Source organism: Streptomyces sp. NPDC102462, assembly GCF_044765425.1.
Classification (GTDB): Bacteria; Actinomycetota; Actinomycetes; order Streptomycetales; family Streptomycetaceae; genus Streptomyces.
This window is the reverse complement of sequence record NZ_JBIWKB010000092.1, coordinates 1-25,904: the sequence shown is the minus strand read 5'-3', so window position 1 is coordinate 25,904 and position 25,904 is coordinate 1. Positions and strand designations below refer to the sequence as shown.

General features: G+C 70.9%; 18 protein-coding genes and 1 pseudogene. 12 read left to right on the top strand and 7 right to left on the bottom strand.

All coding sequences use genetic code 11. The annotated features are described in order from the left end of the window. The 9 genes and pseudogenes from ACIRFL_RS41100 to ACIRFL_RS41060 form a co-directional block, all read left to right on the top strand. Nucleotides 1-1,910, top strand: a 1,910-nt coding sequence (locus tag ACIRFL_RS41100) for a serine hydrolase (protein WP_404040027.1), incomplete at its 5' end; no start/stop codon positions are given. Between the two features lie 84 nt (nucleotides 1,911-1,994). Further along, nucleotides 1,995-2,918 carry an ornithine carbamoyltransferase gene (locus ACIRFL_RS41095; protein WP_404040024.1) on the top strand — a complete coding sequence of 308 codons (924 nt, stop codon included), beginning with the start codon at nucleotides 1,995-1,997 and terminating at the stop codon, nucleotides 2,916-2,918. Next, on the top strand, nucleotides 2,915-4,234 hold the full coding sequence (locus tag ACIRFL_RS41090) for an MFS transporter (RefSeq protein WP_404040021.1): 1,320 nt from the start codon (nucleotides 2,915-2,917) through the stop codon (nucleotides 4,232-4,234). The genes ACIRFL_RS41095 and ACIRFL_RS41090 overlap by 4 nt, the downstream gene beginning before the upstream one ends. Further along, nucleotides 4,227-4,934: a thioesterase II family protein gene (locus tag ACIRFL_RS41085; RefSeq protein WP_404040018.1), complete on the top strand. Its 708-nt coding sequence runs from the start codon at nucleotides 4,227-4,229 to the stop codon at nucleotides 4,932-4,934. Before ACIRFL_RS41090 ends, ACIRFL_RS41085 begins: the two co-directional genes overlap by 8 nt. Nucleotides 4,935-4,938: 4 nt before the next feature. Further along, nucleotides 4,939-5,877, top strand: a complete 939-nt coding sequence (locus ACIRFL_RS41080; RefSeq protein ID WP_404040015.1) for a TauD/TfdA family dioxygenase — start codon at nucleotides 4,939-4,941, stop codon at nucleotides 5,875-5,877. A 47-nt stretch (nucleotides 5,878-5,924) separates the two neighbouring features. Continuing rightward, nucleotides 5,925-6,692: a 4'-phosphopantetheinyl transferase family protein gene (locus ACIRFL_RS41075; RefSeq protein WP_404040012.1), complete on the top strand. Its 768-nt coding sequence runs from the start codon at nucleotides 5,925-5,927 to the stop codon at nucleotides 6,690-6,692. After that, on the top strand, nucleotides 6,689-7,612 hold the full coding sequence (locus tag ACIRFL_RS41070) for a TauD/TfdA family dioxygenase (protein WP_404040009.1): 924 nt from the start codon (nucleotides 6,689-6,691) through the stop codon (nucleotides 7,610-7,612). The genes ACIRFL_RS41075 and ACIRFL_RS41070 overlap by 4 nt, the downstream gene beginning before the upstream one ends. Further along, nucleotides 7,600-8,211, top strand: a pseudogene (locus ACIRFL_RS41065) (MFS transporter); the annotation flags it as partial. The gene ACIRFL_RS41070 and the pseudogene ACIRFL_RS41065, both read left to right, overlap by 13 nt. Before the next feature lie 28 nt (nucleotides 8,212-8,239). Continuing rightward, nucleotides 8,240-13,987 carry an amino acid adenylation domain-containing protein gene (locus tag ACIRFL_RS41060; protein ID WP_404040006.1) on the top strand — a complete coding sequence of 1,916 codons (5,748 nt, stop codon included), beginning with the start codon at nucleotides 8,240-8,242 and terminating at the stop codon, nucleotides 13,985-13,987. Between the two features lie 457 nt (nucleotides 13,988-14,444). Here the strand turns inward: ACIRFL_RS41060 and ACIRFL_RS41055 are convergent, their stop codons facing one another. The 5 genes from ACIRFL_RS41055 to ACIRFL_RS41035 form a co-directional block, all read right to left on the bottom strand. Further along, nucleotides 14,445-15,398: an IS481 family transposase gene (locus tag ACIRFL_RS41055; RefSeq protein ID WP_404040003.1), complete on the bottom strand. Its 954-nt coding sequence runs from the start codon at nucleotides 15,396-15,398 to the stop codon at nucleotides 14,445-14,447. A gap of 229 nt (nucleotides 15,399-15,627) precedes the next feature. Then, the gene (locus ACIRFL_RS41050) at nucleotides 15,628-18,084 is read right to left on the bottom strand and encodes an FtsX-like permease family protein (protein WP_404040000.1); all 2,457 of its coding nucleotides are present in this window, start codon (nucleotides 18,082-18,084) and stop codon (nucleotides 15,628-15,630) included. Next, nucleotides 18,078-18,815, bottom strand: a complete 738-nt coding sequence (locus ACIRFL_RS41045; protein WP_404039997.1) for an ABC transporter ATP-binding protein — start codon at nucleotides 18,813-18,815, stop codon at nucleotides 18,078-18,080. Before ACIRFL_RS41045 ends, ACIRFL_RS41050 begins: the two co-directional genes overlap by 7 nt. A 98-nt stretch (nucleotides 18,816-18,913) precedes the next feature. After that, nucleotides 18,914-19,429: a DedA family protein gene (locus tag ACIRFL_RS41040; RefSeq protein ID WP_404039994.1), complete on the bottom strand. Its 516-nt coding sequence runs from the start codon at nucleotides 19,427-19,429 to the stop codon at nucleotides 18,914-18,916. Between the two features lie 172 nt (nucleotides 19,430-19,601). Continuing rightward, nucleotides 19,602-21,446, bottom strand: coding sequence for a BTAD domain-containing putative transcriptional regulator (locus ACIRFL_RS41035; RefSeq protein ID WP_404039991.1), 1,845 nt, complete (start codon nucleotides 21,444-21,446; stop codon nucleotides 19,602-19,604). A 291-nt stretch (nucleotides 21,447-21,737) separates the two neighbouring features. Between ACIRFL_RS41035 and ACIRFL_RS41030 the strand changes: the two genes are divergently transcribed. The 3 genes from ACIRFL_RS41030 to ACIRFL_RS41020 all read left to right on the top strand — a co-directional run bounded on the left by ACIRFL_RS41030 (nucleotide 21,738) and on the right by ACIRFL_RS41020 (nucleotide 24,923). Then, complete coding sequence (locus ACIRFL_RS41030) at nucleotides 21,738-23,009, top strand: sensor histidine kinase (RefSeq protein WP_404040032.1); 1,272 nt, start codon at nucleotides 21,738-21,740, stop codon at nucleotides 23,007-23,009. Beyond that, nucleotides 23,009-23,641, top strand: coding sequence for a response regulator (locus tag ACIRFL_RS41025; protein ID WP_404040030.1), 633 nt, complete (start codon nucleotides 23,009-23,011; stop codon nucleotides 23,639-23,641). Before ACIRFL_RS41030 ends, ACIRFL_RS41025 begins: the two co-directional genes overlap by 1 nt. Nucleotides 23,642-24,047: 406 nt before the next feature. Then, nucleotides 24,048-24,923 (top strand): helix-turn-helix domain-containing protein, encoded by an 876-nt coding sequence (locus ACIRFL_RS41020; RefSeq protein WP_404039989.1) that lies wholly within the window; start codon nucleotides 24,048-24,050, stop codon nucleotides 24,921-24,923. 13 nt (nucleotides 24,924-24,936) lie between these two features. Here ACIRFL_RS41020 and ACIRFL_RS41015 read toward each other — a convergent pair whose 3' ends face one another. Together ACIRFL_RS41015 and ACIRFL_RS41010 are read right to left on the bottom strand one after the other, a co-directional pair. Then, nucleotides 24,937-25,386 carry an NUDIX domain-containing protein gene (locus ACIRFL_RS41015; RefSeq protein WP_404039987.1) on the bottom strand — a complete coding sequence of 150 codons (450 nt, stop codon included), beginning with the start codon at nucleotides 25,384-25,386 and terminating at the stop codon, nucleotides 24,937-24,939. A gap of 19 nt (nucleotides 25,387-25,405) precedes the next feature. Then, on the bottom strand, nucleotides 25,406-25,904 hold a 499-nt coding region (locus ACIRFL_RS41010; RefSeq protein ID WP_404039985.1), incomplete at its 5' end, for a DUF6545 domain-containing protein.

Here is a 25,904-nt window from a genome sequence, read left to right as displayed (position 1 = left end):
TCAAGATCCGCGGCTACCGTGTCGAACTCGGCGAGGTCCAGAGCGTTCTCACCGGACACCCCGCGGTCCGCGAGGCGTTCGTCACCGTCCACGAGCCGGTGCCCGGCGACCGCCGCCTGGTGGCGTACTGGACGGCGGCGGGCGCGGCGGCCCCGGCGCCCGAGGTCCTGGCCGAGCACTGCGCGGTGCGCCTGCCCGACTACATGGTGCCCGCGGCCTTCGTGGTCCTGGACGTCATGCCGCTGAACGCCAACGGCAAGGTCGACCGGCGCGCCCTGCCGATGCCCGACCGGGGTGCGCTGCGCACCGGCACGGAGCACGTGCCACCGCGCACGCCGACGGAGAAGGCGCTGGCCGCCATCTGGTCCGAGGCCCTCGGCGTCGAGCAGATCGGCATCCACGACCGCTTCTTCGACCTCGGCGGCCACTCCCTGCTGATGATCAAGATCCTGGCCGCGGCCCGCGCCGCCGGCCTGGCGATCTCGATCTACCGTATGTACCAGCACGACACCTTGATCGACCTGGCGGCGGCGGTGGACGCGGACTCGGCCGCCGCGGACGGTGGGCACGGTACGGCCCCGGCCGCGTCCCGGGCCGCGAGCCCGGCGGACGCGGACGCCACCCGGCCGCAAGCCGGGGCCTCAGGCACCGTCGAGGTGCCCGCCGAGTTGCTGGCGCAGTTGCTCCGGCAGGCCGGCGGGGAAGGCGCGGAGCAGACGAGCGAGGCGGTTTCGCAGGCCGCCGCGTTGCTCTCCGCCGCGCCGCGGGACCGGGCCCCCGCCGCGCCGAGCGGACTCGCCGAGGGCATCGACACCGTCATGACCGAGCATCACGTGCCCGGTGTCGCCCTCGCCGTCATCCGGGACGGCGCGGTGGCGGCCGTCGAGGGCCACGGCGTGCTGGCGGCCGGCAGCGACGCGGCGGTGACGGATCGCACGCTGTTCCAGGTCGGCTCCATCAGCAAGCACGTCACCGCGCTGGGCGTGCTGTGCCTGGTGGACCGGGGAATCGTCGACCTGGACGCCGACATCGATGACTACCTCACCTCCTGGCACCTCGATGAGGCACCGGATGCTCCGGGACGCATCAGCCTGCGGATGCTGCTCGGACACCGCGCCGGGCTCGCCCGGCACCGCGGTCCCGGGCGCCGCCCCGGCGAGCCGGTACCGAGCCTGCTCGAACTGCTGGAGGGCAGGCCACCTGCCACCACCCCGCGGGTGCGCCGCGAGCTGCCGCCGGGGGAGGTGTTCCGCAAGAGCAGCACGCACTACTGGGTGGTCCAGCAGGTGCTGGAGGACGTCACGGGCGAGCCGTTCGAGCCACTGATGCGGCGTCTCGTGCTGGACCCGCTCGGTCTCGCCGACAGCAGCTTCGACCAGGATCACCCGCACACCGCAGGCCTGCCCGTGGCCCTCGGCCACGACGTTCACGGCGCCCCGCTCAAGGGCGGCTGGCGCATCCGCGCCCACCTCGCCGCCGCAGGGCTGTGGACGACGGCGGTGGACACGGCCCAGTTCCTGGTCGCGGTGCGGGAGGCCCTTGTCGGTGCCCCGGACGCACTGATCCCTCAGGCTCTGGCCCGGGAGTTGCTGGCGGGCGAGACCGGCACGTTCTACGGGCTCGGGACCATCGTCGACGACAGCGGCGACGACCTGGAGTTCGGGCACGGCGGCGAGCCCTCGGGCTACTGGAACATGGCGATCAGCCATCTGCACGGCGGCACCGGATTCGTCGCCCTGACCAATGCCGACTCCGGCAAGGCCGTCGTCAGACATCTGACAGCCGAACTGGGCCGCACGCACGCCGGTTTCGGCAGCGGCCGCCTGGCCTCCGACTGGCGCACGGCCGAGGGCGGTGACGGGCTCCCGGCGGTCCTCGCCCCTGTCGTCACCGAGGAGGAAGGGGCATGACCCCGCGCTCCCCGCACGGGGAGCGCACAGCCCCGCCCGCCCCCATCGACCGGTCCGCACCCCTGAAGGAAAGAGGAGCATTCCGTGGCACCCGTACGGCACCTGATCTCCATCAACGACCTCGACGACGCGGATCTGCAGGCCCTGGTCGCCCGGGGGGCGGAGTTCTCGGCCGGCACCGCCGGCCGGTCGACTCCGCTCGTCGGGGATGTCGTAGGCGTCTACTTCAGCAAGACCTCCACCCGTACCCGCACCGCCTTCTCCAGCGGCGCACTGCGTCTGGGCGCGCAGATCATCGCCTACGGCCCCGACGACCTTCAGCTCAACACCGGTGAGACAAGCGAGGACACCGGCCGGGTGATGTCCGGCATGCTCGATGTCCTCGTCGCCCGCACCGCGGGCGACCCCGCGGAGATGCGGGCTTGGGCCGCCCAGGACCGGATGGCCGTGATCAATGCGATGAGCGCCGACGAGCACCCCACCCAGGCACTCACCGACCTGACCACGATGCGTCGGCACTTCGGCCGGGTCGAGGGCTTGCATGTGCTCTACGTGGGCGAGGGCAACAACACCGCCTCCGCGCTGTCCCTCGCTCTGACCCGCTTCCCCGGCGTCGAGCTCGAACTGCGCACTCCGCCCGGCTACGGCCTGGCCCCGTCCTGCCGCGAGCGTGCGGCCGAGCAGGCCGCACGGTGCGGTGCGGTGTTCCGCGAGCGCCACCACATGGACCTGCTGCCCGCCGACCTGGACGTCGTCTACACCACGCGCTGGCAGACCACCGGCACCAGCAAACCCGACCCCGACTGGCGCACGGTCTTCGCCCCGTTCCAGGTGACCGAGGCGCTGTGGTGGACCAGCCCCAAGGCCGTGTTCATGCACGACCTGCCCGCGCACCGCGGCGACGAGGTCACCGCCGGGGTCCTCGACGGCCCCGCGAGCGTCGCCTTCGCACAGGCCGAGAACAAGATGCACAGCGCGATGGCGGTCCTGGAGTGGTGCCGGGCATGACACTCGTCGAGGGCGCCGAAACCGGCGGCGGGCCCGCCGCTGGCTCCACGGCGGCCGAGGAGGCGGGCCCGGACCGTCCGCTGCGCCGCAACCGGGACTTCCTGCTGCTGTGGTCGGGGGCGAGCCTGTCCTTCCTCGCCGCCCGTGTCACGGCGGTCGCCTACCCGCTGATCGTGCTGTGGCACACCGGCTCCCCGCTGGCCATGTCCGTGGTGTCCACGGCGGCCCTGCTGCCGCTGCTGCTGGTGCAGTTGCCGGCCGGCGCGCTGGTGGACCGCTGGGACCGGCGGCGGCTGATGCTGGTGTGCGAGGCGGGCCGGCTCATCGTGGTCGGCAGCGTCGCGCTCGCCCTCGCGGCGGGCCGGATGACGGTGGCGCACCTGGCGGCCGCGGCCTTGGTCGAGGCGTCCCTCGCCGTGTTCTACCGGCTCGCTGAACGGGGAGCCGTACGCAACCTCGTGCATCCGGCGCACCTGCCCACCGCTCTCGCGCAGAACGAGGCGCGCGGCCGGGCGGCCGGGCTGCTCGGCCAGCCCGGCGGTGTGCTGCTGCAGGCGGCGGCCCGCTGGCTGCCGTTCGCATTCGGCGTGTTCGGCTATCTGGTCTCGGCCCTCTCCCTGCTGCTGATCCACAAGGACTTCCAGCAGGAATGCGCCGACCGCACGGGTCGGCGCCGGATGACGACGGAGGTCGCGGAGGGGATGCGCTGGGTGTGGCGGCAGCGGTTCCTGCGCGCGGCGCTCGGGTACGTCGCCGGCACCAACGTGCTGTTCCAGATGCTGGCACTCGCCCTGATCCTGCGGATCAAGGAGGCAGGGCTGCCTTCGGCGACGCTCGCCGTCGTGGTGGGCATCGGCGGCGTCGGCGGCCTGTGCGGAGCGCTCGGGGGCGGCCGGATCCAGCGCCGGATGCGCCAGCGCACGCTGCTCATCGGCGGGGCCGTGTCCTGGACGCTGCTGATCGGCGCCATGGGCTTCACCAGCGAGCCGGTGCTGCTGGGCGCGCTGTACGCCGGAACCGGGTTCGTCGGCGCGGTGTTCAACGTCGGCGCGTCCGTCTACCAGGTCAGCACCACCCCCGACGCGCTCCAGGGCCGGGTCGCCGCGATGTCCGGGCTCATCGGGTCCGGGACCAACGCACTCGGCTCGTCAGCGGCAGGCCTGCTCCTCGCGGCCTGGGGCGCCGAGAGCACCGTCCGCGCGATCGCCGCCGCGATGGCGTTACTGGCTCTGTTCGCCGTCCTGGCGCCGGATTTGAAGGGGGAGATCACGAATGACGGGACCGACACGGGCACCGACAGTGCCACGGGTGGCTGACCGGTCCGGGTGGGGGGACCCGTGGCTCAGGACGTACCCGGCCGCGTCCGGCCGAACGCCCCGGATCCGGCTGGTGTGCTTTCCGCACGCGGGTGGAACCGCTCAGCTCTTCCACGGCTGGGCGGCACGGCTGCCCAAGGACGTGGAACTGCTCGCAGTCCGCTACCCGGGCCGTCAGGAGCGGCTGTCCGAGCGGTTCGCCGAGGACATGGCCGATCTCGCCGACGCCGTCACCGCCGCGCTGCTGGCCTGCCTCGATCGCCCGCTGGCCCTGTTCGGGCACAGCATGGGCTCGACCGTCGCGTACGAGACCACCTTGCGGCTGGAGTCCCGGCACGGGGTCGTGCCGCGCCGGCTGATCGTCTCCGCTCGGTCGGCGCCCCACCGGATCCGCCGCACGGGCCTGCACCTGCGCGGCGACGACGAACTGCTCGCCGGGGTACGCCGGCTGGGCTCGCTGGGCTCGGAGGCGTACGACATCCCCGAGCTGCGCGAACTGCTGCTGCCCGCGCTGCGCGCCGACTACCGGCTTGTCGAGAACTACCGCCCCGCGTCACCGCCCGTGCGTTCCGTACTGGCCTGGTCCGAGTTGACCCGGGCCGATCACTTCGCCCTGCGTACCTACCCGGGCGACCACTTCTACCTCGCCCACCAGGAGGCGGAGTTGGTCGCTGACATCACCAAAGATCTGGAGGCATGAGCCGATGACACAGACCGACATCTGGACGCCGCTGGAGATCGAGGCCGAGTTCGGCGGTGACGCCGGTGAACTCGTCGCCCGTCTCAAGGACATGGGGCCGCAGGAGCTGACCCGGCTGCTGACGGAGGAGAAGGGCCTGGTCTTCCGCGGCTTCGGGGTCACCCCCGACCACCTGGACGAGGTGCTGGACCTGCTGCTGCCCAACCGGCTCGCCTATGTGCACGGCAACTCCCCGCGCACCAAGGTCGGCAGCAACGTCTACACATCCACCGAGTACCCGCAGGAGTTCACCATCTCGATGCACAACGAGATGAGCTACGCCCACGCCTGGCCGACTCGCCTCGCTTTCTACTGCCAGATCCAGCCGGGCGGCGGCGGTGCCACCCCGGTGGTGGACGCGGCACTGTGGCTGAACTCCCTGGACGCCGAGGTGCGCGAGGCCTTCGCGGGCGGCGTGCGCTATGTGCAGAACCTGCACGACGGCTACGGCCTGGGCAAGAGCTGGCAGGACACCTTCGAGACGACCAACCGCGCGGACGTGGAGGCGTTCCTCGACCCGACCGGCGCCACTTGGGAGTGGCGGGCCGAGGGCGGGCTGCGCGTCTCCTCGGTGCGCCCGGCCACCACCCGCCATCCGGTCACCGGCACGGATGTGTGGTTCAACCAGTCCGACCAGTGGCACCCGGCCGGCCTCGGCGACGAGACCGCGGCCGCCCTGGCACAGATCATGCCCGAGGACGACCTGCCGCAGAGTGTCACCTTCGCCGACGGCAGCCCCATCCCGGCCGCGTACGTCGAGCAGATCCGCGACCGCGGCCTGGAGCACGCCGTCGACGTCGACTGGCGCACCGGGGACCTGCTGGTGATCGACAACGTCCTGCTGGCCCATGGCCGCCGCCCCTTCACCGGCGAGCGCCGGGTCCTGGTCGCGATGTCGGACTGACTGTCCCGCTCCGCCCCGCGCGACCCACCGATGAACGGACTGAGGCGATGACCACCGCATACGAACGGCTCAGGGACCGCAACGCGGTCCACATCTGGCGGGGCCGGGCCCCCGACGCGCTCGCGCCGGGCGGCACCGACCTGCTGTCGGAGGAAGAACGGCACAAGGCCCGCCGACTGCCGGACCCGGCCGCGGGGCGCTACGCGGCCGCGCACGCGGCGCTGCGCCGGGTGCTCTCCCACTACCTCGCCGTGCCGCCGGGCGAGGTGGTCCTCGGTAGACGTCCATGCCCGCGCTGTGCCCACCCACGGCACGGCCGGCCCCGGATCGAGTGGCCGCCCACCGACCTCGACTTCACCCTCTCGCGCAGCGGACCGCATTGGCTGCTCGCCGTGGTCGCCGGCCATCGGGTCGGCGTCGACCTGGAAGGCGACCGCAGCCTGGACGTCGACGGCGCGTCCGAACTCGTGATGAGCGCCCCGGAGCTGGCACATGTCTGCTCCCGGCCCGACGAGCGCGCGCGCACCCGCGCCTTCTTCCGCTGCTGGACCCGGAAGGAAGCGGTGGTGAAGGCGATCGGCGTCGGCATCGTCACGGACCTGAGGGCAGTCGACGTACAGCCCCGCCAGGACGGCCCGGTGCTGGTCGACCACATCGAACCGAACAGCTCCGGCACGTGGCTGGTGCAGGACCTGCCGATGGCCGACGGGCTCTTCGCGGCGCTGGCCCGGGAGGCGGGCACCGCCGGTCCCGTCGAGATCCACCGGTACGAGGAGCTGGTTCCCAGCATGGAGACAGGAGTGCTGGTCGCATGACCGCGATCGAATTCACCGCAGAGCCGGGCACCCCGGTGCACGAGTACATCGCCGCTCACCGTGAGAAGCTGCGGACCGTCCTCGGCGAGAGCGGGGCGATCCTGCTGCGCGGCTTCGAGGTCGGAGGCGTCGACGGGTTCGACGGCGCGGTGCGCGCCTTCTCCGGCAGCGCCCCGCTGCGCTACGCCGAGCGTTCCTCGCCGCGCTCCACCATCAAGGGACAGGTCTACACGTCGACGGACTACCCGGCCGACGAGGAGATCTTCCTGCACAACGAGAACTCGTACCAGGCGACCTGGCCGAACACCCTGTACTTCTACTGCATCGAGCCCGCGCACACACTGGGCGCCACCCCGCTCGCCGACATCCGCGAGGTCTACCGGCGCATCGACCCCGGGGTACGGGAGGAGTTCGAGCGCAGAGGCTGGCAGGTCGTCCGCAACTTCCACGCCGAGTTCGGCGTGCCGTGGCAGGAGGCGTTCGGAACCCGGGACCGGGCCGCCGTCGAGGAGTACTGCCGCGGCAAGGGCATCGAACCGCACTGGCGGCCGGACGGCGGACTGCGTACCACCGCCGTACGCCGGGCCGTGAACACCCACCCCGCGAGCGGCAGCCGCGTCTGGTTCAACCACGCCACGTTCTTCCACGTCACAACGCTGGCCCCGGAGGTCCAGGAGGGCTTGCGGGAAATCTATGCCGAGGAGGACCTGCCCACCCATACGTACTACGGCGACGGCGGTCGCATCCCCGACGAGGTGATGGACCATCTGCGGGCCGCCTACCGGGCCGCGTCCACCCGCTTCGACTGGCAGCGCGACGACGTGCTCGTCGTCGACAACATGCTGGCCGCGCACGGCCGTGAACCGTTCACCGGCCCCCGCAAGGTGGCCGTCGCCATGGCCGAACCATGGGACGGATGACAGCCGGTGCGCATGAGGTGACAGCGGACGGCCCGGCTCCTCTGCGGCGGAACCGGGACTTCCTGCTGCTGTGGTCCGGTGCCGCCGTGTCCCTCCTGGGCAGCAGGATCACGGGGGTCTCGTATCCGCTGGTCGTGCTCTGGCACACCGACTCGCCGCTTGTCATGTCGGCGGTGTCGTTCGCCGCTCTGCTGCCGCTGCTCCTGGTGCAGCTGCCCGCCGGAGTCCTCGTCGACCGCTGGGACCGGCGACGGCTAATGATGGTCTGCGAGGGCGCACGGGCCGTGGCGCTCGGCAGCGTCGTCGTCACGCTCGCCGCCGGCCGGTTCTCCGCGGTCCAGCTGGCCGCCGTCGCGTTCCTGGAGACCAGCCTCGCCATCCTGTACCGCCTCGCCGAGCGGGGAGCCGTACGCAACGTCGTCCACGCGGGCCAACTGGCGGCCGCCCTCTCGCAGAACGAGGCGCGCGGGCGCGCTGCCGTGCTGCTCGGCCAGCCCGGCGGCGTACTGCTGCAGAGCGCGGCCCGCTGGGCCCCTTTTCTCTTCTCGGCGGCGGCCGGACTCGCTTCGCTCGGCAGTCTGCTGCTGATCCGCAAGAACTTCCAGCAGCAGCGACCCCGTGCGCCCCGTGGAACTCCCCGTCGAAGACCTCTCCCGGATCCTCGGCACGGAACGGGAGACAGCGGTACGGGAGCGTATCGCGCGGGCATCCGAGCGGCCCATGGACCTGGAGCGCGATTGGCCGGTCCGCGGACAACTCCTGCGCCTCGCGGCCGACGAACACATACTGATCGTGGTCGTGCACCACATCGCCTGCGACGCCTGGTCGGCGCACCTCTTCGCGGAAGACGTCAGCGCGTTGTACGCGGCCGGGCCGGGGGAGGGCCCGGAGCCGCTCCGCTTCCAGTACGCGGACTACGCGGCATGGGAGCGCGAGCAGCTCGCGGGCGACATCGGACAGCGCAATCTCGACTACTGGCGACGGCAACTGGCCGGCCTGACCCAGCTCGACCTCCCGACGGACCGGCCACGTCCCGCCGTGCGCGACCACCGGGGCGACTCGGTCGTCCACGCCCTGCCGGCCGAACTCGCCGACGCCGTGCGCGACCTGGCCAAGCGGCACGACACGACACCTTTCACCGTGTTGCTCACCGCTTTCCAGGTACTTCTGGCGCGGTACACAGGCAAGGACGACATCGCCGTCGGCACCCTGCTGTCGGCACGGAACCGCCCGGAGTGGCAGCGCCTCTTCGGCTACGGCATCACCAGCCTCGTCCTGCGCGGCCGCCTCAACGGCGATCCGGCCTTCTACGATCTGCTGTCCGCCACCCGCACCACTGTGCTCGACGCCTTCGAGTATCAGGACGTGTCGTTCCTCCAGTTGGTCACGGAACTCGAACCTGAACGCGACAGGTCGCGCACCCCACTCGTCCAAGTACTGTTCACCCTGCGTGAGGAGACGGTCGACGACTACCGACTGCCGGGCGTCTCCATGACGGCCGTCCCGCCCGCCGCTCCTCCGGCGCGGTTCGACCTCTCCCTGGTGATGAACGAGGGACGGGACGGAGCACTGTCCGCACGGCTGGAGTTCGCGACGGCGCTGTTCGACCGCTCGACGGCGGAGCGGATGCTGAGCCATTTCGTACGCCTCCTCGCTGCCGCGGTAGCCCGGCCGGGGACCCGGCTTTCGCGTCTGGACATGCTCGGCGAGGAGGAACGGACGGCGCTGCTGGAGGTCGCGGGACCGCAGGGCGCGAGTTCCGTCACGCGCCGGGTGCACGAGCTGTTCGAGGAGCAGGTGCGGCGTACGCCGGATGCCGCGGCGGTCTCGTTCGGCGGGGAAACGCTGTCGTACGGGGAGCTCAATGCCCGTGCCAACCGTGTCGCTCATCTGCTGCGTGCGAAGGGCGTCGGCCCGGAGGACCTGGTCGGTCTGTGCCTGGAGCGGGGCATCGAGCTGATGCCCGCGCTGCTCGGTGTGCTGAAGTCCGGCGCTGCCTATGTTCCGCTGGATCCCGCGAACCCGCCCGACCGTCTGGCGTACCTGGTGCGCGACACGGCGGCTCCGGTGGTGCTGACCACGTCGGCGCAGTCCGGCGTCCTGGAGGGCCTGTACGAGGGCGAACCCGTCCTTCTGGACCGGGACGCGGAACTCGTCGCCGCTCAACCGGACACCGATCCGGCCGTGGACGGCAGCCCGCAGAACTTGATCTACACGATCTACACCTCCGGCTCGACGGGGAAGCCCAAGGGCGTCGCGGTCACCCACGCCAATGTGGTGCGGTTGATGGAGCAGGCGCGGCGCCATCTCGCGTACGGCGAGAGCGATGTGTGGTCGCTGTTCCACTCGTACGCGTTCGATGTGTCGGTCTTCGAGATGTGGGGTGCGCTGCTGCACGGCGGACGGCTGGTCGTGGTGCCATTCACGGTCGCCCGCTCGCCGGAGGAGTTCCTGGACCTGCTGGTGGAGGAGGAGGTGACCGTTCTCAGCCAGACGCCGTCCGCCTTCCGCGGTCTGGTCGCCACCGCGGGAGAGCGTCGACTCCGCGTACGGGCCGTGGTGTTCGCCGGAGAGAAACTGGACGTCCACGAGCTGAAGCCGTGGACCGAACGGCTGGGCCCGGACCGCGTCGCCCTAGTGAACATGTACGGGATCACCGAGACCACCGTACACACCACCTACCACCGGCTGACCGAGCAGGACCTGTCGGCCGGAGCAGGCAGTGTCATAGGCAGCCCACTGGATGATCTGTCCCTCCATCTGCTGGACCGGCACGGCCAGTTGGTGCCGGTCGGGGTGCCGGGGGAGATCCATGTCGGCGGCCCGGGTGTGGCCCGCGGCTATCTGAACTGCCGCGAGCTGACCGCCGAGCGTTTCGTGCCGGACCCGTTCGGTCCCGCGGGCTCCCGTCTGTACCGGAGCGGTGACCTGGCCCGCCGGCTCGCGGACGGCCAGCTGGAGTTCCTCGGCCGGATCGACGACCAGGTGAAGATTCGCGGCTTCCGCGTCGAGCTCGGTGAGATCGAAAGCGCGCTGGGCGCCCATCCCGCGCTGGGCGACGCTGTCATCGTCGTCCGCGACGAACAGCTGGTGGCGTACGTCCTGCCGGTGGATCACGCGCCCAGGCCGGCCGAGCTGCGGGCATATCTGGCAGTCTCGCTGCCCGAGTACATGGTCCCCGCGGCCTTCGTCGTCCTGGACCGGCTCCCGCTGACCACCAACGGCAAGCTCGACAAGCGGGCCCTGCCCGCACCCGGCCAGGACGCCCGGGGCAGCGACCGGGCGTACGCCGCTCCGCGCACCGTCGCCGAGGAGCGCATCGCCGAGGTCTGGCAGGAGGTGCTAGGCCTGGACCAAGTGAGCGTCGAAGACAGCTTCTTCGACCTCGGCGGCGACTCCATCCGGGCGGTCGCGCTCGTCGGCGCCCTGCGGGCGGCCGAATTCGACGTCGCCGTCCGGGACGTCTTCGATCACCGCACGATCACCGGGCTGGCCGGACTCGTGGCGGGTCGGGGACCGGCCGTCGTACGGGCGGCGGTGGAGCCGTTCGAACTGCTGGCAGACGGGGACCGTGAGCGGCTGCCGGCCGGGCTGGCCGACGCGTACCCGATGTCGCAGACGCAGATCGGCATGGTCGTCGACATGCTGGCGCACGACCGGCACAGCAACTACCAGAACGTCGCCTCCACCAGGATGCGCGACGAGGTCTCGTTCGACTTCGACGCGCTGCGCGCAGCCGCTGCCGTGCTCGTCGAACGGCATGACGTCCTGCGTACCTCCTTCGACCTCGCATCCTGCTCGGTACCCGTCCAGTTGGTGCATCCGACAGCGGAGATCCCGGTGGTGGTGCGTGACCTGCGCGGCCTCGGCGCCGTGGAGGTGGAGCGCGGCTTCGATGCCTTCCACGCCGAGGAGAAGGCCCGCCTCTTCGACCTCGCCGAACCCCCGCTGTTCCGGCTCACGGCACACCTGGTGAACGGCGGATGGTGGCTGTCGGTGACCGAGTTCCACGGCATCGTGGAGGGGTGGAGCTACCACTCCCTGGTCCAGGAATTGCTCACCTGCTACCGGGAGATGCGCGAGGGCCGGGAACCGGCTCCGTACACGCCGCCCAGTGTCAGGTTCGCCGACTCCATCGCTGGGGAACTGCGCGCCCTGGCCTCCGACGAGGACCGCACCTACTGGGCGCGGACGATCGCAGGTCCGCAGAAGTTCTCCCTCCCCGAGAGCTGGGGCGAGCCCGACCGGCCCGCCGAGCACTTCTGGGTGTCCGTGCCCTTCGACGATCTGGAGGACGGGCTGCGCACCCTGGCTGCCGAGGCCGGCGCCTCGCTCAAGAGCGTGTTGGTCGCCGCGCATGGCAAGGTGCTGAGCACGCTCACCGAGCAACCGGAGTTCACCAGCGGCGTCGTGGTGCACACCAGGCCGGAGGCGGTGGACGCCGACCGTATCTACGGCATGCACCTCAACACCGTTCCGTTCGCCTTCGGACGGACGGCCCGCACCTGGCGCGAACTGGTGGCGCAGGCCTTCGCCCAGGAAGCCGAACTCTGGCCGCACCGGCGGTTTCCCATGCCGGAGATGCAACGCATGGCGGGCGGGCGGCGACTGGTGGATGTACTGCTCAACCATGTGGACTTCGACCGCCTGGAGAGCGACGCGGTCGACCTGGACAGCGTGCTGGCGCCCGGGACGACGGAATTCGACCTCGCCGTCACTACGATCTCCCGGCGCATCGGACTGAAGACCAACACGCATGCCCTGAGCCGGCCGAACGCGGCCCGGGTGGCGGCGTTGTACAGATCGGTGCTGGAGGCGATGGCGGCGGATCCGGAAGGGTCGGCGCAGGAGTCCCATCTGCCGGAGCAGGAGCGTCGGCGTCAGCTGGTGGAGTGGAACGACACGGCGGCAGAGGCGGAGTCGGCGTCGGTGCTGGAGTTGTTCGAGGCACAGGCGGCGAAGTCTCCGCAGGAGGTGGCGGTACGCAGCGGGGACGTGACGGTCTCGTACGGGGAACTGGATGCCGAGGCGAACCGGATCGCGCACTGTCTGCGCAGCCGTGGAGTGGTCGCGGAGTCGCGGGTCGCGGTGATGCTGGACCGGGGTCCGGCGCTGGTCGCCTCGTTCCTCGGGGTGTGGAAGGCGGGGGCGGCGTATGTGCCGGTGGACCCGTCGTATCCGGCCGAGCGGGTGGCCGCGATCGTCGAGACCGCCGGCGCCAAGGTGCTCCTGGATGAGGCTGCCCTGTCCGTGGCGGATTTCCCTGCCACGGCACCCTCACGGGCCGACGACGATCTGGACCGGCTGGCGTATGTGATCTTCACGTCCGGCTCGACCGGTACGCCGAAGGGTGTGGAAGTCACTCACCGGGGTCTGGCCAACCATGTCGCCTGGGCGGCCCGTGTTTTGGCCTCGCGGGGAACCGGTGGCGCTCCCTTGTTCTCGTCGGTGGCGTTCGACCTGGTGGTGCCCAACCTGTGGGCGCCGCTGGTCTCGGGGCAGACGGTGCACGCGGTGTCCCAGCGTGCGGACATGGCCGACCTGGGCAGCCACCTGTCCGCCGGGGCGCCGTACAGCTTCATCAAACTCACCCCCCGTCACCTGGATGTGCTCGCGTACCAGCTCACGCCGTCCGATGCCGCCGCACTCGCCCCGGTCCTCGTCGTCGCGGGCGAGGCGTTCTCGCGGGCGACGCTGGAGCGGTGGCGTGCTCTGGCCCCGAAGACGCGGCTGGTCAATGAGTACGGCCCGACCGAGGCGTCCGTCGGCACCAGCGTCTTCGAGGTGCCGGCCGAGACCGACGCGGAGGTTCTGCCGATCGGCAGGCCGCTGCCCAATTTGACGATGTACGTCCTGGACAGTCTGCTGCAGCCGGTTCCGGTGGGTGTGCCGGGTGAGTTGTATGTCGGCGGCACGGGCGTGGCCCGCGGCTATGCGAACCGCCCCGACCTGACGGCCGAGCGGTTCCTGCCCGACCCGTACGCCGCCGAACCGGGCGCTCGCCTCTACCGCACCGGTGACCTGGTGCGGCGGCGCGAGGACGGGAACGTGGAGTTCCTGGGCCGGCTCGACGACCAGGTCAAGATCCGTGGCTTCCGGGTCGAGCTCGGCGAGGTCCAGGCCGTGCTGGCCGAACACCCCGCCGTCCGCGAGGCCTTCGTCACCCTCCACCAGCCGGAGAGCGGCGATCCGCAGCTCGCCGCCTACTACGTCTCCGACGAGCAGGACGTGCACGACTTCGCCGAACACTGCGGCCGCCGACTGCCCGACTACATGATCCCCGCCACCTTCACCGCCCTGGAGGCCATGCCCCTCAACGCCAACGGCAAGATCGACCGCAGGGCCCTGCCCTGGAGCGCCGCGCCGTCTACATGATGAGTCCGCGTACCCGGGGGACTCTACGGGTGCCGCCGACGGTCCAGTCGCTGCTCACTGCGGCCCTCATACCCGGCCACTGACACACGACGCGGGCCCGGTGCTCAACGGAGCGCCGGGCCCGCGGTGTCCGCGGACGGCATCCAGGCCGGCGCCGTGCTGCTGCGCTGTACCCTCCGCAGGGCCGGACGGGTCAGGCGGTATCGGCGGCTCCGCCACTTCGACCGGCAGCGCGTTGACGTCGTCCTCGTCCTCGTCCTCGACAGCATGCTCACCGCGCACGGCCGCGCAGACCGGCAAAGCAGCCGGACCGACACACCCCCGGACGACAACGCCGGATCCCCGCCACCGCGGTGGCGGCGGGCCACGCGCCGGTCCAACGGCCTCAGACCACCGCCACCCGCACAGGCCCCCCGCGCCACCTCACCCGGACAAGGCCGACGGCGGGGACGCCTGCCTAGGTGTATTGCCATGTGAGGTTGGGGACGCGGCTGGCGGGTGGTTGGCCTTTCAGCGCGGTGTGTCCGCGGTGGTGATTGTAGGTGTGCAGCCAGGCGGGGTAGGCGTCGCGTCGCTCGGCTTCGCTCCGGTAGGGCTGTGCGTAGGCCCATTCGTCGAGGAGGGTCCGGTTGAACCTCTCGACTTTCCCGTTGGTCTGGGGCCGGTAGGGGCGGGTCCGCTTGTGTGAAATCCCTTGTTCCGTAAGGGAGTTGCGCCAGAGGTGGGATTTGTAGCAGGAGCCGTTGTCGGTCAGGACGCGTTCGACGGTGATCCCGGCCTGGACGAAGAAGGCGTGGGCACGCTGCCAGAACCCGACGGCGGTCTCCTTCTTCTCGTCGGTGAGGATCTCGCTGTAGGCGAGGCGGGAGTGGTCGTCGACGGCGTTGTGGAGGTAGCTGTAGCCGGCGCCGGAGCGGGTCTTGCGGCCTGCCTGGCGTCCGAGGGTCTTGTGGCCGCCACCGTCGGGGATGTTGCCGAGCTTCTTGATGTCGACGTGGACCAGCTCGCCGGGCCGCTCGCGCTCGTAGCGGCGGATCACCCGGCCGGTGGCCCGGTCCAGGTGCGTGAGCCGGGCCAGGCCGAAGCGGGTCAGGACGCGGTGGACCGTGGCCGGGTTCAGCCGCAGCAGGCCCGCGATGCGGGCCGGTCCCCACCGGCGCAGCACCCGGACCTTGATGATCCGGCGTTCGGTGCGGGTCGGGGTGCGGCGCGGGCTGCGGTGCGGGCGTGAGGGCCGGTCGGCCATGCCCGCCTCGCCGAGTTCGCGGTAGCGGTCGGCCCATCGCTGAGCCGTCGTGGGCGAGACCTGGAAGCGTTCGGCGGCCCGGCGCAGGGGCCAGCCGTCCTCGACGACGCAGCGGGCCAGGCGCAGGCGTCCGGTCTCGGTCAGGGGTGCATTACGGTGGGGCATGAGGGCCTTCTGACCGTTCGATGTCGATGTCGCAATCCACACCGAACCCGGAAGGCCCTCACTCGTTCAAGATCACCCCACCGTGAAACCTGTCACCAACCTCCGTGGACAGAACACCTAGGGCGTCCCCGCCGTCGTTCGTCCGCGCCGCGGCCACGAGGGTGTCGCGCGACGCGGAGGCGGCGCCGGACGGAACGGGGGAATAACCGCCCGGCGCCGGGTCATAAGGTCACTCCGGGGTACCTGCCAGCTCCACCGCCCTGCGGCGCAGGGAGAGGCCGGCCGGAGCGACCGCCGAGATCACGGCGAGCACCGCGCAGGCGCCCAGGGCCGCCGCGAGCGTTGCCCACGGGATCTCGATGGGCGTCCACACCGAGAGCAGGCCCAGCGCGCTCCACATGCCCACCAGGTTGAGCCCGGCGACCAGCGCTCCCAGCAGTCCGCCGACCATGACCACCATCAGCGCCTCGGCGCCCACCAGCCGCAGCACCTGCCACCTGGTGGCGCCGGCCAGCCGCAACACAGCCAGCTCGCGGGCCCGGTCGGAGGTCGCCATGACCATCGTGTTGGCCAGCGAGATGCCGGTGTAGAGGAGGGCGATCCCGAGGACCAGGAAGAAGCCCATCCGGGTCGTCCGGTTGGTCTCGGGGTACGTCGCCCGCACCCAGGCGTCCCTGGTGAGCACCTCCCCGCCCGACGCCCGCACCGCCTGACGCAGCCCGGCGGCCACGGTGCCCGCGTCGGCACCGTCCGCGAGGCGTACGTCGACCTGGTCGACGGGTGCCGCGGGGGCGTTGCGCGGGGTGACGTAGACGCCGTTGTTGCCGGTGCCGATGGTCATGACCGCGGCGATCTTCAGGGACTTCCTCGTGCCGTCGCCGAGCCACACGTCCACCCGCTCGCCCACGGTGTGCTGCTCCCACTCCTCGTTGACGATGATCGAGTCGTCGTCCAGATCGCCCACCTTCCCCGCGGTGATCGGCAGATGGGCCGTTGCCGCGAGCGGTTCCGGCTCGACGGCCCTGGCATCGGACCTGATGAGCGCCACGCCGTCCTCCAGGACGTACACGGCGCTCGACGAGCTCGCCGAGACCTCGGCACCGGACACGGCCTGAAGCCGCTGCACCGTCGCCTCGTCGAAGCCGGCGTCGCCCGCCGGAGTGACCACGAAGTCGGCGGCCGTCTGCTCGCGTACCTCGGTGGCCTTCGCCTCGTTGAGGGTCGCGGTGGCTCCCAGCAGCGAGCCCGCCAGCGCGACCGTGACCAGCACGGGCGCCGCGACGGCGGCGGTGCGGCGCACCCCGGCGGCGGCGTTCTCCCGCACCAGCATCCCGCCGGCGCCCGGCAATTGGGCCGGCAGCCAGGCGATCAGCCGGGCCAGTGGCCGCACCAGCACGGGCGCGAGCAGCGCGACCGCGGTGATCAGCAGCATCGGTCGGCTCACATAGGTCTTGCGCTGCAGCAGGTCGCCTGGGTTCGTCGTCAGGGCCATGGCCAGCGTCACCGCGGCGGTGATCAGCAGGGCCGCGCCGAACAGCCAGCGGCCCCATGTCATCGGCCGGGTGTCCACGGACGCCTCGCGCAGCGCGTCGGTGGGACCGGTGCGCCCCGCCCGCCAGGAGGCGGCCAGCACGCCGCAGAGGGCCACGAACAGGCCCGTCCAGAACGCCATGTGGTAGGGCCAGGTGTAGTCGCCGATGGTGAACCAGCGCGGCGCGAGACTCTCGTCGACCGCCCACGTGGCGAGCTTCGGAGCCCCGTAGGAACCGAGCACACAGCCGGCGGCCGAGGCGAGCACACCGACCCCGAGCGCCTCGCAGACGACCATGCGGCGGATCTGCCCCGGGGTCGCCCCGGCGGTGCGCAGCAGCCCGAACTCGCGGCGCCGCTGGGCCACCGCGAACGCGAAGGTCGAGGCCACCACGAACACCGACACGAACCCGGTGACGCCGCCGGCCGTGCCGAACATGGCGTTCATCGCGGTGAGGGCCTCGCTGTCCCGGTCGGGGTCGGCGTCGGCGTACCGGCGCGCGTCCCCGGTGAGGACCTGGACGCCCTCGCTGCCGCGCACCGCCTCGCGCACGGCCGCCGCGTCGGCGTCGACCACGAGCTGGAGGCTGCGCGGCGACAGTTCGGCGGCGCGGGTGTCGGTGTAGAACACGGCGTTCTCGAAGCCGAGCCCGGCCACGGTGCCGACGACGCGCACCGTGCCGCCGTCGGTCCGCACCCGGGTGCCCGGACGGGCCCAGGCACCGCTGACGACGACCTCGTCCGAGGCCTCGGGCGCGCGCCCCGCGTCAAGCTCGTACGGCGCGAAGGCCGCGGTGGACCAGGGGTGGCCCACCAGATCGGCGGGCCCGCCCTCGGCCCGCACGGCGAACGACCGGTCCTCGACGACGGTCCCGAGGTCGCGCAGCTTCGCGACCGCGTCGTCGGGCACGGCACGCGGCTGCGCGAGCTTCTGGGTGCGGTCGCCGATCGAGGTGGGCACCTCAAGGGTGTCCTGGCCCTTGACGACGACCGGCGCGGCGGCGAACCGCTCCGGCCCCCGGTCGGGTGCGTCCAGCGAGGTCGCCAGGGCCAGCCCCATGACGGCGATCAGCGCCACGCCCAGGGAGAGGGCGACGAAACTGCCGACGAAGGTGACCCAGCGGGTGCGCAGGGTGCGCAGCGTGGTGCTCAGCACGGCGCCGCCTCGAGCTTGGTCATGCGCGCCGCGATGTCCTCGGCGGAGGCGCCGATCAGCTCGCCGTTGACACGGCCGTCGACGAGGAGGACGACGCGGTCGGCGTAGGAGGCGGCGACGGGGTCGTGGGTGACCATGATGATCGTCTGGCCGTCCCGGTCGACCATGCCGCGCAGCAGGGTCAGCACCTCGCGGCTGGTCTGCGAGTCGAGCGCGCCGGTCGGCTCATCGCCGAACAGCACTTCGGGACGGGTGATCAGGGCGCGGGCCAGGGCAACCCGCTGCTGCTGGCCGCCGGACATCTCCGTCGGCCGGTGCCGCGCCCGGTCGCCGAGTCCGACCTGTTCGAGCACCTCGCGCACCTGGGCCTTCTTCGGTCGGCGGCCGGCCAGCCGCAGTGGCAGGGCCACGTTCTGCTCGGCGGTCAGCGAGGGCAGCAGGTTGAACGCCTGGAACACAAAGCCGATGCGCTCGCGGCGCAGCAGGGTCAGTTTGGTCTCGCTCAGCCTGGTCAGCTCCGTGTCGCCCACGGTGACCGAGCCCGACGTGGGCCGGTCCAGGCCCGCGGCGCACTGCAGCAGGGTCGACTTGCCGGAGCCGGAGGGACCCATCACGGCGGTGAAGGTCCCCCTCGGGAAGGCGAGCGATACCTCGTCGAGGGCGGTGACGGACGTACCGCCCGAGCCGTACCGCCGGGTTACGGAGCGCAATCGGATCGCGTCGTTGCTCATGTGTTCCAACTCGTGTCGGTGTCGGTCCTCCCGCACACCTCGGCGGGACGGAAACTTCGGTGAACGGCGCAGTACCGGCCGTTCTCGGGGCGGCCCGGTCACCCGGGCCCGGCCGGGCCCATGACGTAACCGATGAGGACGAAGGCAGGTGCCCAGACCGCGCTGCTGAGCACGGACCAGAGCAGATAGCGACGCAGCGGCATCCTGGTCGCCCCGCACAGGGTCGGTACGAGGGTGCGCAGGACGGCGGTGAAACGGCCCACGAACACCGCGCCGCCGCCCTGACGCTCGATCAGCCCCAGGGCACGCTCCGTGAACCGGCGTTGCCGGGAGCGGCCCGTCAGCTGGGTCATCAGCCGCTCCTTCCAGTGGCTTCCGATGGCGTACCCGGCCAGGTTGCCCATCACCGCGCCGACGAGCGCGGTCAGCAGCGCCGCCTCGACCGTGACGTGCCCGTGCCAGGCAAGCATCCCGCTCAGCACCACCGCGGTCTGACCGGGCATCAACGCACCGACGACCGGGAGCGCCGCCTCCAGAGCGGGGAGCAGCAGCACTGCGGCGAGGATGCCGAAGCTGCCATGCACCAGCATCTGCTCAGCCAGCCATGCCATCATTGGGCGCCGCCTTCCTCGTCTCCGTGCTGCCTCCACAAAACCGCGGGGAACCCTCGCGACGCACTGCGGCAGGGACGAGACTTGGGGTAGTGCCAGACCTACCCCCGGCGTCGGGCCCGGCTCACCCCGGCCGCGGCCACCGGGGCAGTTCCCTCGGGGGAGGCGGCGCCGCTCAGCCTGCCCGCAGCAACTCGCCCTCCGCAGGGAAGTCCTCCAGGCTCGCCGCGGTGAGACGGAGCAAGGGGTGGAAGCAGTAACAAGGCGTGCCGGTGGCGTCGATGCCACGTGCCTCCAGAAGCGACGCCTCGACCAGCCGTTCCAGGAACTCCTCGGCCGCGTTCTCAGGCAGCCTGAGCAGCACGGCAGCCGCCACCGCGGTGAACTCGCCTCCCGAGCGCATGGCGAGTCGGCTAATCAACGTCCGTTCGGGCAGCGGATGTTGCCGTAACGCCGTGGAAAGCATCCGCCGCACGTCGAGCGTGCCCACCCGTAACTCCTCGATGCGGGAGGCGGGATCCGCCAGGCGCCGCGCGAGCCGTGTCATCTGCCAGTGCGGCCGGGCGGCGAGCCGGGCGGCGGCGGCCCGCAGTGCCAGCGGCAGCCGTCCGCAGGCCTCGACGACGGCGTGGGCCGCCTCGGGCTCCGCGGCGATCCGGTCGCCCCCGGCGATCACGGAGAGCAGGTCCAGCGACTCACCGGTCTCCATGGGGTCCAGCGCCACGGTCCATGAACCGGGCACCGCGGAGAGCCGGTTGCGGCTCGTCACCAGGACGGCGGCGTCGGTCGTGGCCGGCAGCAGCGGGTCCAGTTGCAGCTCGTTCGCCGCGTTGTCTAACACGATCAGCAGTTTCCGGCCCGCCGTACGGGTCCGGTACCTATGGATCAACTCCTCCGTCCGGGCGGGCTCGCCGTTCGGGGCCAGCACGTTCTCGGAGGTCTCGCCGAGCGCCCGCAGCAGCGTGACCAGCACCTCGCCGCAGTCCGCGACGGTGCCGTCGTCGGCGCGCAGCCGGGCATACAGCAAGCCGTCCGGGAACTGGTCGGCCACGGCGTGAGCGACCCGTACGGCGAGCGCGGTCTTGCCTACCCCTGGCATCCCGGTGATCAGCAGTCGGCTCGGCTGGAACGCGGCACGCCCGTTCGCCACCGTCGGCGTCAACCGCCTGCACAGCACGTCGAACTCCCGCTCCCGGCCTGTGAAGTCGGTCGGCGCCGACGGAATCATGACAGGCGGCGCGGTCACCGTCCGCATACCGGACGTCAAGCTCGGCGCGGGCTGCGGGAGAGTGTCCAGCTCTCCGCTCAGCAAGGACTGATAGGCGGCGGCGAGATCGGGCCCGGGGTCCACGCCCAGTTCCTCGGTGAGCACCTCGCGCCCCTCGTGATAGGCGCGCAGTGCCTCGGCCTGCCGCCCGCACCGGTACAGCGCGGCCATCAGCTGCGCACGCAGCCGCTCCCGCACCGGGAATTCGCCGACGAGCCGGGTGAGTTCGGAGGTGAGCCGCCCGTGCCTGCCGAGCGCGAGGTCCGCCTCTATCCGGTGCTCCAGTGCGCTCATCCGGGCCTCCTCCAACTGCGGCAACTCCGCCTCCGCGAGGTGCGTCGTGACATTGGCCAGTGCCGGTCCCTGCCACAGGTCGAGCGCCTGCCGAAGCGTTTCGGCAGCCTGTGTGAACCGCCGCTCCTCCATCGCCCGTCGCCCGAGCCGCTCCAGCCGCCCGAACTCGATGAGGTCGACCGCCCCGTCAGCGACCATCTGGTAGCCGGGTTGGCGGCGGACCAGGTCGACCTCAGGGCCGAGCAGTTTTCGCAGTCTCGATATGTAGGTGTAGATCTGAGCGTGCCACGTGGAAGGCGGATCCCACCCCCACAGCAGTTCGCTCAGCCTCCCGTCACTCACCACGCGACCAGGGGCGAGCAGCAGCACGGCCAGAACCGTGTGCATCTTGGTGCCCGACAGCGCGATGCGACGCGCCCCGTCTCTCGCCTCGACCGGACCGAGAAGCTGGAATTCCACGTAAAATCCCCCCATTGCCTGACGGCGGCCGAACGAAGGCGGCCACAGCCGGATCAGAACGTCAGAACGTCGGTCAACGAACCTTGTTTGCGTCACAAGTCGGCGGAACTACGCCTTCCTGACGGCAGCAGCCTGCGGTGGCGAGCCCCTGCACTCCCCGCCCCGTGGCCTCCGGGTCCGGTACGGGGGTGGGGCTGGCCCTACCCCCGATACGCGCCCTGGACCGATGGCACCGAACGGGTTGGCCCACCTACCGTGATCCCCATGCACCCTCGGAATGTGTGGCAGGCCATGTCCCGGCCGGGCTTCCTGCTGTCGGCCTGGCCCTGGCGCTCCGTCGCGTATCTGCTCACCGGAGCGGTGACCGGCGTCGCCGCCCTGGTGGCGATCGTGACGGTGGCGGCTGTCTGCGGGTCGCTCGCCATCGTCCTGGTGGGGCTGCCCCTGCTCGTCTTGGTCGCTCTCAGCGGGATCCCGGTGGCCTGGGTGGAGCGGCGCAGGCTGCGTCTGATCGACCGCGATCCGGCGGCCGGCCAGCACCAGGAGCCGGTCGCACCGGGGTTGTGGACCTGGCTGACTACCCGGCTGCGCGAGCAGGCGACCTGGCGGGAGCTCGGACACGCGCTGCTGTTCGCCGGGCTGCTGTGGCCGGTCGACGCGCTGGTGGTCACGGTCGCCCTGCTCTTCCCGATGTCCATGGTCGCCGCCCCGTTGATGATGGCCACGGTCGGCGACGGCCACGAGACGAAGGTGCTCAAGCAATGGACGATCACCACATGGCCGACCGCGTTCGGCGTCGCCGTACTCGGCCTGCTCCTCATGGGCCTGTGCTGCTATGTGCTCGGCATCGCGGCGGGCGCCCGCGCCGAGCTGACCCGGCTGCTGATCGCCTCCCGCGAGGGCGAGCTCGACGCCAAGGTGGTCGAACTGGCCCGCTCCCGCTTCCGTTTGGTGGACGCCTTCGAGGCGGAGCGGCGCCGCATCGAGCGCGATCTGCACGACGGTGCGCAACAGCGGCTCGTGGCCCTGACGATGACCCTCGGTCTGGCCCGGCTGGACGCACCGCCCGGCCCGCTCGTCGACCAACTCGCCAAGGCCCACGAGGAAGCGGGCAAGGCTCTCGCGGAGCTGCGCGAGCTCATCCACGGCATTCACCCCAAGATCCTCACGGACTACGGCCTGGAGGCTGCTGTCGCCGATGCCGCGGACCGCTCCGTGGTTCCCGTCGACGTCGACCTCGAACTGCCGGGCCGACCTCCCCAGGCGGTCGAGTCCGCGGCGTACTTCGTGGTCTGCGAGGCGCTCGCCAACGTCGCCAAGCACAGCGGGGCCGACCGCGCGCAGGTGAGCGGCGGTCACCGCGACGGCCGCCTGTTCCTCCAGGTGCGTGACGACGGCCGGGGCGGCGCGGACCCCTCGGCGGGCAGCGGACTCACCGGTCTCGCGGATCGGGTATCGGTTCTCGATGGCAGACTTGCCGTGTCCAGTCCACCGGGTGGACCGACCCTGTTACTTGTGGAGTTTCCTTGCGAGTTGACCAAAGCGGCCGACCGCTCCGCGTAGTGCTGGCCGAGGACAGCGTGCTGCTGCGGGAAGGACTCATCGGCCTGCTCAGCCGCTGTGGAAACGAGGTGGTGGCGGCAGTGGGGGACGCGGAGGCGCTGGTCGCTGCGGTCGGGGAGCACGCCCCCGACATTGTGGTGACGGACGTGCGCATGCCGCCCGGTTTCCAGGACGAAGGGCTGCACGCGGCGGTGCAGCTGCGCGAGAACCGGCCCACTCTGCCGGTCCTGGTCCTCAGCCAGTACGTGCAGCGGACCTACGCCTCCGAGCTCTTGGACTCCGGCGACGGCTCGGGGGTCGGCTACCTGCTGAAGGACCGCGTCGGCCAGGTCGAGGAGTTCGTCGACGCACTGCACGAGGTCGCGGACGGCGGGACGGTGGTCGACTCCGAGGTGGTGCGCCAACTGCTGCGCCGCCGCCGCGATCCGCTGGAGCGGCTCACGCCGCGCGAGCGCGAGGTGCTGGCGCTGATTGCGGAGGGCAAGTCCAACGGCGCCATCGCAAAGCAGCTGGTGGTCTCCGAGGCAGCGATCGGCAAGCACATCAGCAGCATCCTCACCAAGCTGGACCTGCCTCAGACGGATGAGACCCACCGCAGGGTGCTGGCCGTCCTCACCTATCTGCGGGCCTGACCGGTGGCTTGGGCGTGGCCCTTGAGAGCAGCCCGAAGCTCTCGCTGCAATCAGGCCCGATCTCGTGTCCGACCTTTCGATCTGCAAATGCGACACCCCCGTTGACTGAGCTGTACTGACGTTTGTGGAGCCCTGATGCGGTCCTGGCCGTGGTTGAGGCGACCCGTGCTGGTGATGTCTCTCGCCCATAGCTGCGCTTGGGCGGCAGCGCCGACGCTGTCGCCGCAACCTTTGGTGGCCAGGGCCGACCCGCTTCCCCGCAGGAAACGGGTTGCTCTACAGTGAGCAAATTCGGCAGTTGAGCCGCAGGCCAGCCGCCCGCCAATCGCTAAAAGGTGAAACTATCGCCTTCGAGTGATCCGATCAAGTAGCCAGAGCGCTTACGCGAACCCTATGGAGTACCTGTATGCCCGACCGCGTCTTCGACGGCAGCAAGCTGCGCGATCGCCGCGTGGCCAAGCGCCTGTCGCAGGCCGACCTGGCCGCAGGTTTGAACGTCAAGACGAACGCCGTCTACCGCTGGGAGAACCAGTTGGCCACGCCGCCGCAGGAACGCCTGCCGGCGATCGCCGCGATGGTCGGGGCCGACCTCGACGAGCTCTTTCCACGGACGGGGCCGCCCAACCTCGCCGATCTGCGCTGCGACGCCGGCATGAGGCAGTCGGACACCACGCGCTACACCAATACTGCGTCCCCGATGCCGATCCGCGCAGCCGAGCAGGGAAGGCGAGCACTGTCCGATGAGGCGGTGACGGCGCTGGCCGCCGCCTACAACGTCACCCGTGCGGAACTGCTGGCCGCACAGAGGCGATCGTTCGGTCACGACGTGCCGGCCGTAAAGCCTGAGAAGACGACATCGTCGCCACAGGTCGTCAACACTGTTGCCGGGAAGATCAAGTACTTGCAGACGGAGGTCTACGACGGGGCTGTGCCCTCCGACGCGGACCTCGCCTCGTCCGGCAACCGTAAGAGTGGCCGGTCCCTCCTGACGGAAGAACTGGTCAGGGACTTGCGCGTGGGCAGTCTGCCCACCGCCCCGGACGACGTTCTCGAGGCCCTGGCTCTGGCTTTCGATGTCCCTCCGGTGTTCTTCCACAGCAGCGATCCGGAGATCGGCCGCTTGGTCGTCTCAGCGCGCGCCGTGCGCAGCCGGTTCACGATCATGGCCGCGCGTGGCGGAGAGCAGAAGGTTTCGCAGGAAGTGCGGGATCAGCTCCGGGACTTCATCAGCGACACCATGGCGGAGATCCTCGACTCCGATGCGGACGACGTGCCGGAGTAGCAGTCGCCCCCACCTAGCCCACGATCTCCAGGTGGACAGTATTACCGTCCGTGAGCGCGCCGAGCGCCGCGTCCCACAGAGGCCTGCGTGATGGCGGGATCTCGTCCGGGGAGATCGCACCAGGTGCGCTGAAGCGGAAGCCTGTGAGCTCGCTTTCCTGCAGCACGATCGCCTGCTGCTGCTCAGTGGTGAGCGTTCCGCCGTCAAACACCCAGTAGATGTGCGCACCGTCCGCGGTGTGCACGTAGGCGGACAGCAGGAGGCGCCCAGGTATCTGGTCGATGCCAAGTTCCTCCTTGAGCTCACGCCGACATGCCTGTCTGGGCGTTTCGCCCTCGTCGACTCCGCCGCCTGGAAGATTCCAGCCGTCCTTGTATCCGGGCTTGACGATGAGGTACTCACCATCGCCATTGGCCAGGACGGCCGCAGCCGACATGGTCGGTCGAGCGGGGCGGGCGTTCATCAGTTGCTCCCTCTGAAGATCAGGCGTAGTTGGCAGTGGTCCTCGCCAGCAGGGCGCGGGCTTCGGCGTTGCGGATACGGCTGTAGGCGGCGGCCACAGCCTGCAAATGCGGCACTTCGTGCTGTGGGTCGGTACCCGGATCGAAAGGGTACGGCGCCAGAGCGGCGGACTTGCCGGGAAGCGCAGGCCCTTCGTACAGCAGAGCAGAGCGGATCCACAGTGCCTCGGCCCGGATCTCGATGCCGTGGAGGTCATCCGGCACATTCTGCGCATGACCGCGGACCCACTCCACAAGGTCTGCCGGGGCTCGTCGCCGCAGTTCGAAGATCACGTCGCGGATGTCGACCGTGTAGCGGTTGAGGCGCACGAGCAAGGAAGCGTCGGGGCTCGCGAACACGTCACGGAAAGTATCGAGGGCCTGGCCCTGCGTTCCGCGCAATTCGGGGGTTCTGGAGTCCCTACCGGGCTGAAGGTGCAGGTCAGTGAGCTGGAGGCTGGTGACGCGGGCAGATTCACCT

Coding starts and splice junctions, on each gene's coding strand:
- ACIRFL_RS41090 (WP_404040021.1), top strand. CDS start 2,915: ATGACACTCGTCGAGGGCGCCGAAACCGGCGGCGGGCCCGCCGCTGGC.
- ACIRFL_RS41080 (WP_404040015.1), top strand. CDS start 4,939: ATGACACAGACCGACATCTGGACGCCGCTGGAGATCGAGGCCGAGTTC.
- ACIRFL_RS41075 (WP_404040012.1), top strand. CDS start 5,925: ATGACCACCGCATACGAACGGCTCAGGGACCGCAACGCGGTCCACATC.
- ACIRFL_RS41070 (WP_404040009.1), top strand. CDS start 6,689: ATGACCGCGATCGAATTCACCGCAGAGCCGGGCACCCCGGTGCACGAG.
- ACIRFL_RS41055 (WP_404040003.1), bottom strand. CDS start 15,398: ATGCCCCACCGTAATGCACCCCTGACCGAGACCGGACGCCTGCGCCTG.
- ACIRFL_RS41045 (WP_404039997.1), bottom strand. CDS start 18,815: ATGAGCAACGACGCGATCCGATTGCGCTCCGTAACCCGGCGGTACGGC.
- ACIRFL_RS41040 (WP_404039994.1), bottom strand. CDS start 19,429: ATGATGGCATGGCTGGCTGAGCAGATGCTGGTGCATGGCAGCTTCGGC.
- ACIRFL_RS41030 (WP_404040032.1), top strand. CDS start 21,738: ATGTCCCGGCCGGGCTTCCTGCTGTCGGCCTGGCCCTGGCGCTCCGTC.
- ACIRFL_RS41020 (WP_404039989.1), top strand. CDS start 24,048: ATGCCCGACCGCGTCTTCGACGGCAGCAAGCTGCGCGATCGCCGCGTG.
- ACIRFL_RS41015 (WP_404039987.1), bottom strand. CDS start 25,386: ATGAACGCCCGCCCCGCTCGACCGACCATGTCGGCTGCGGCCGTCCTG.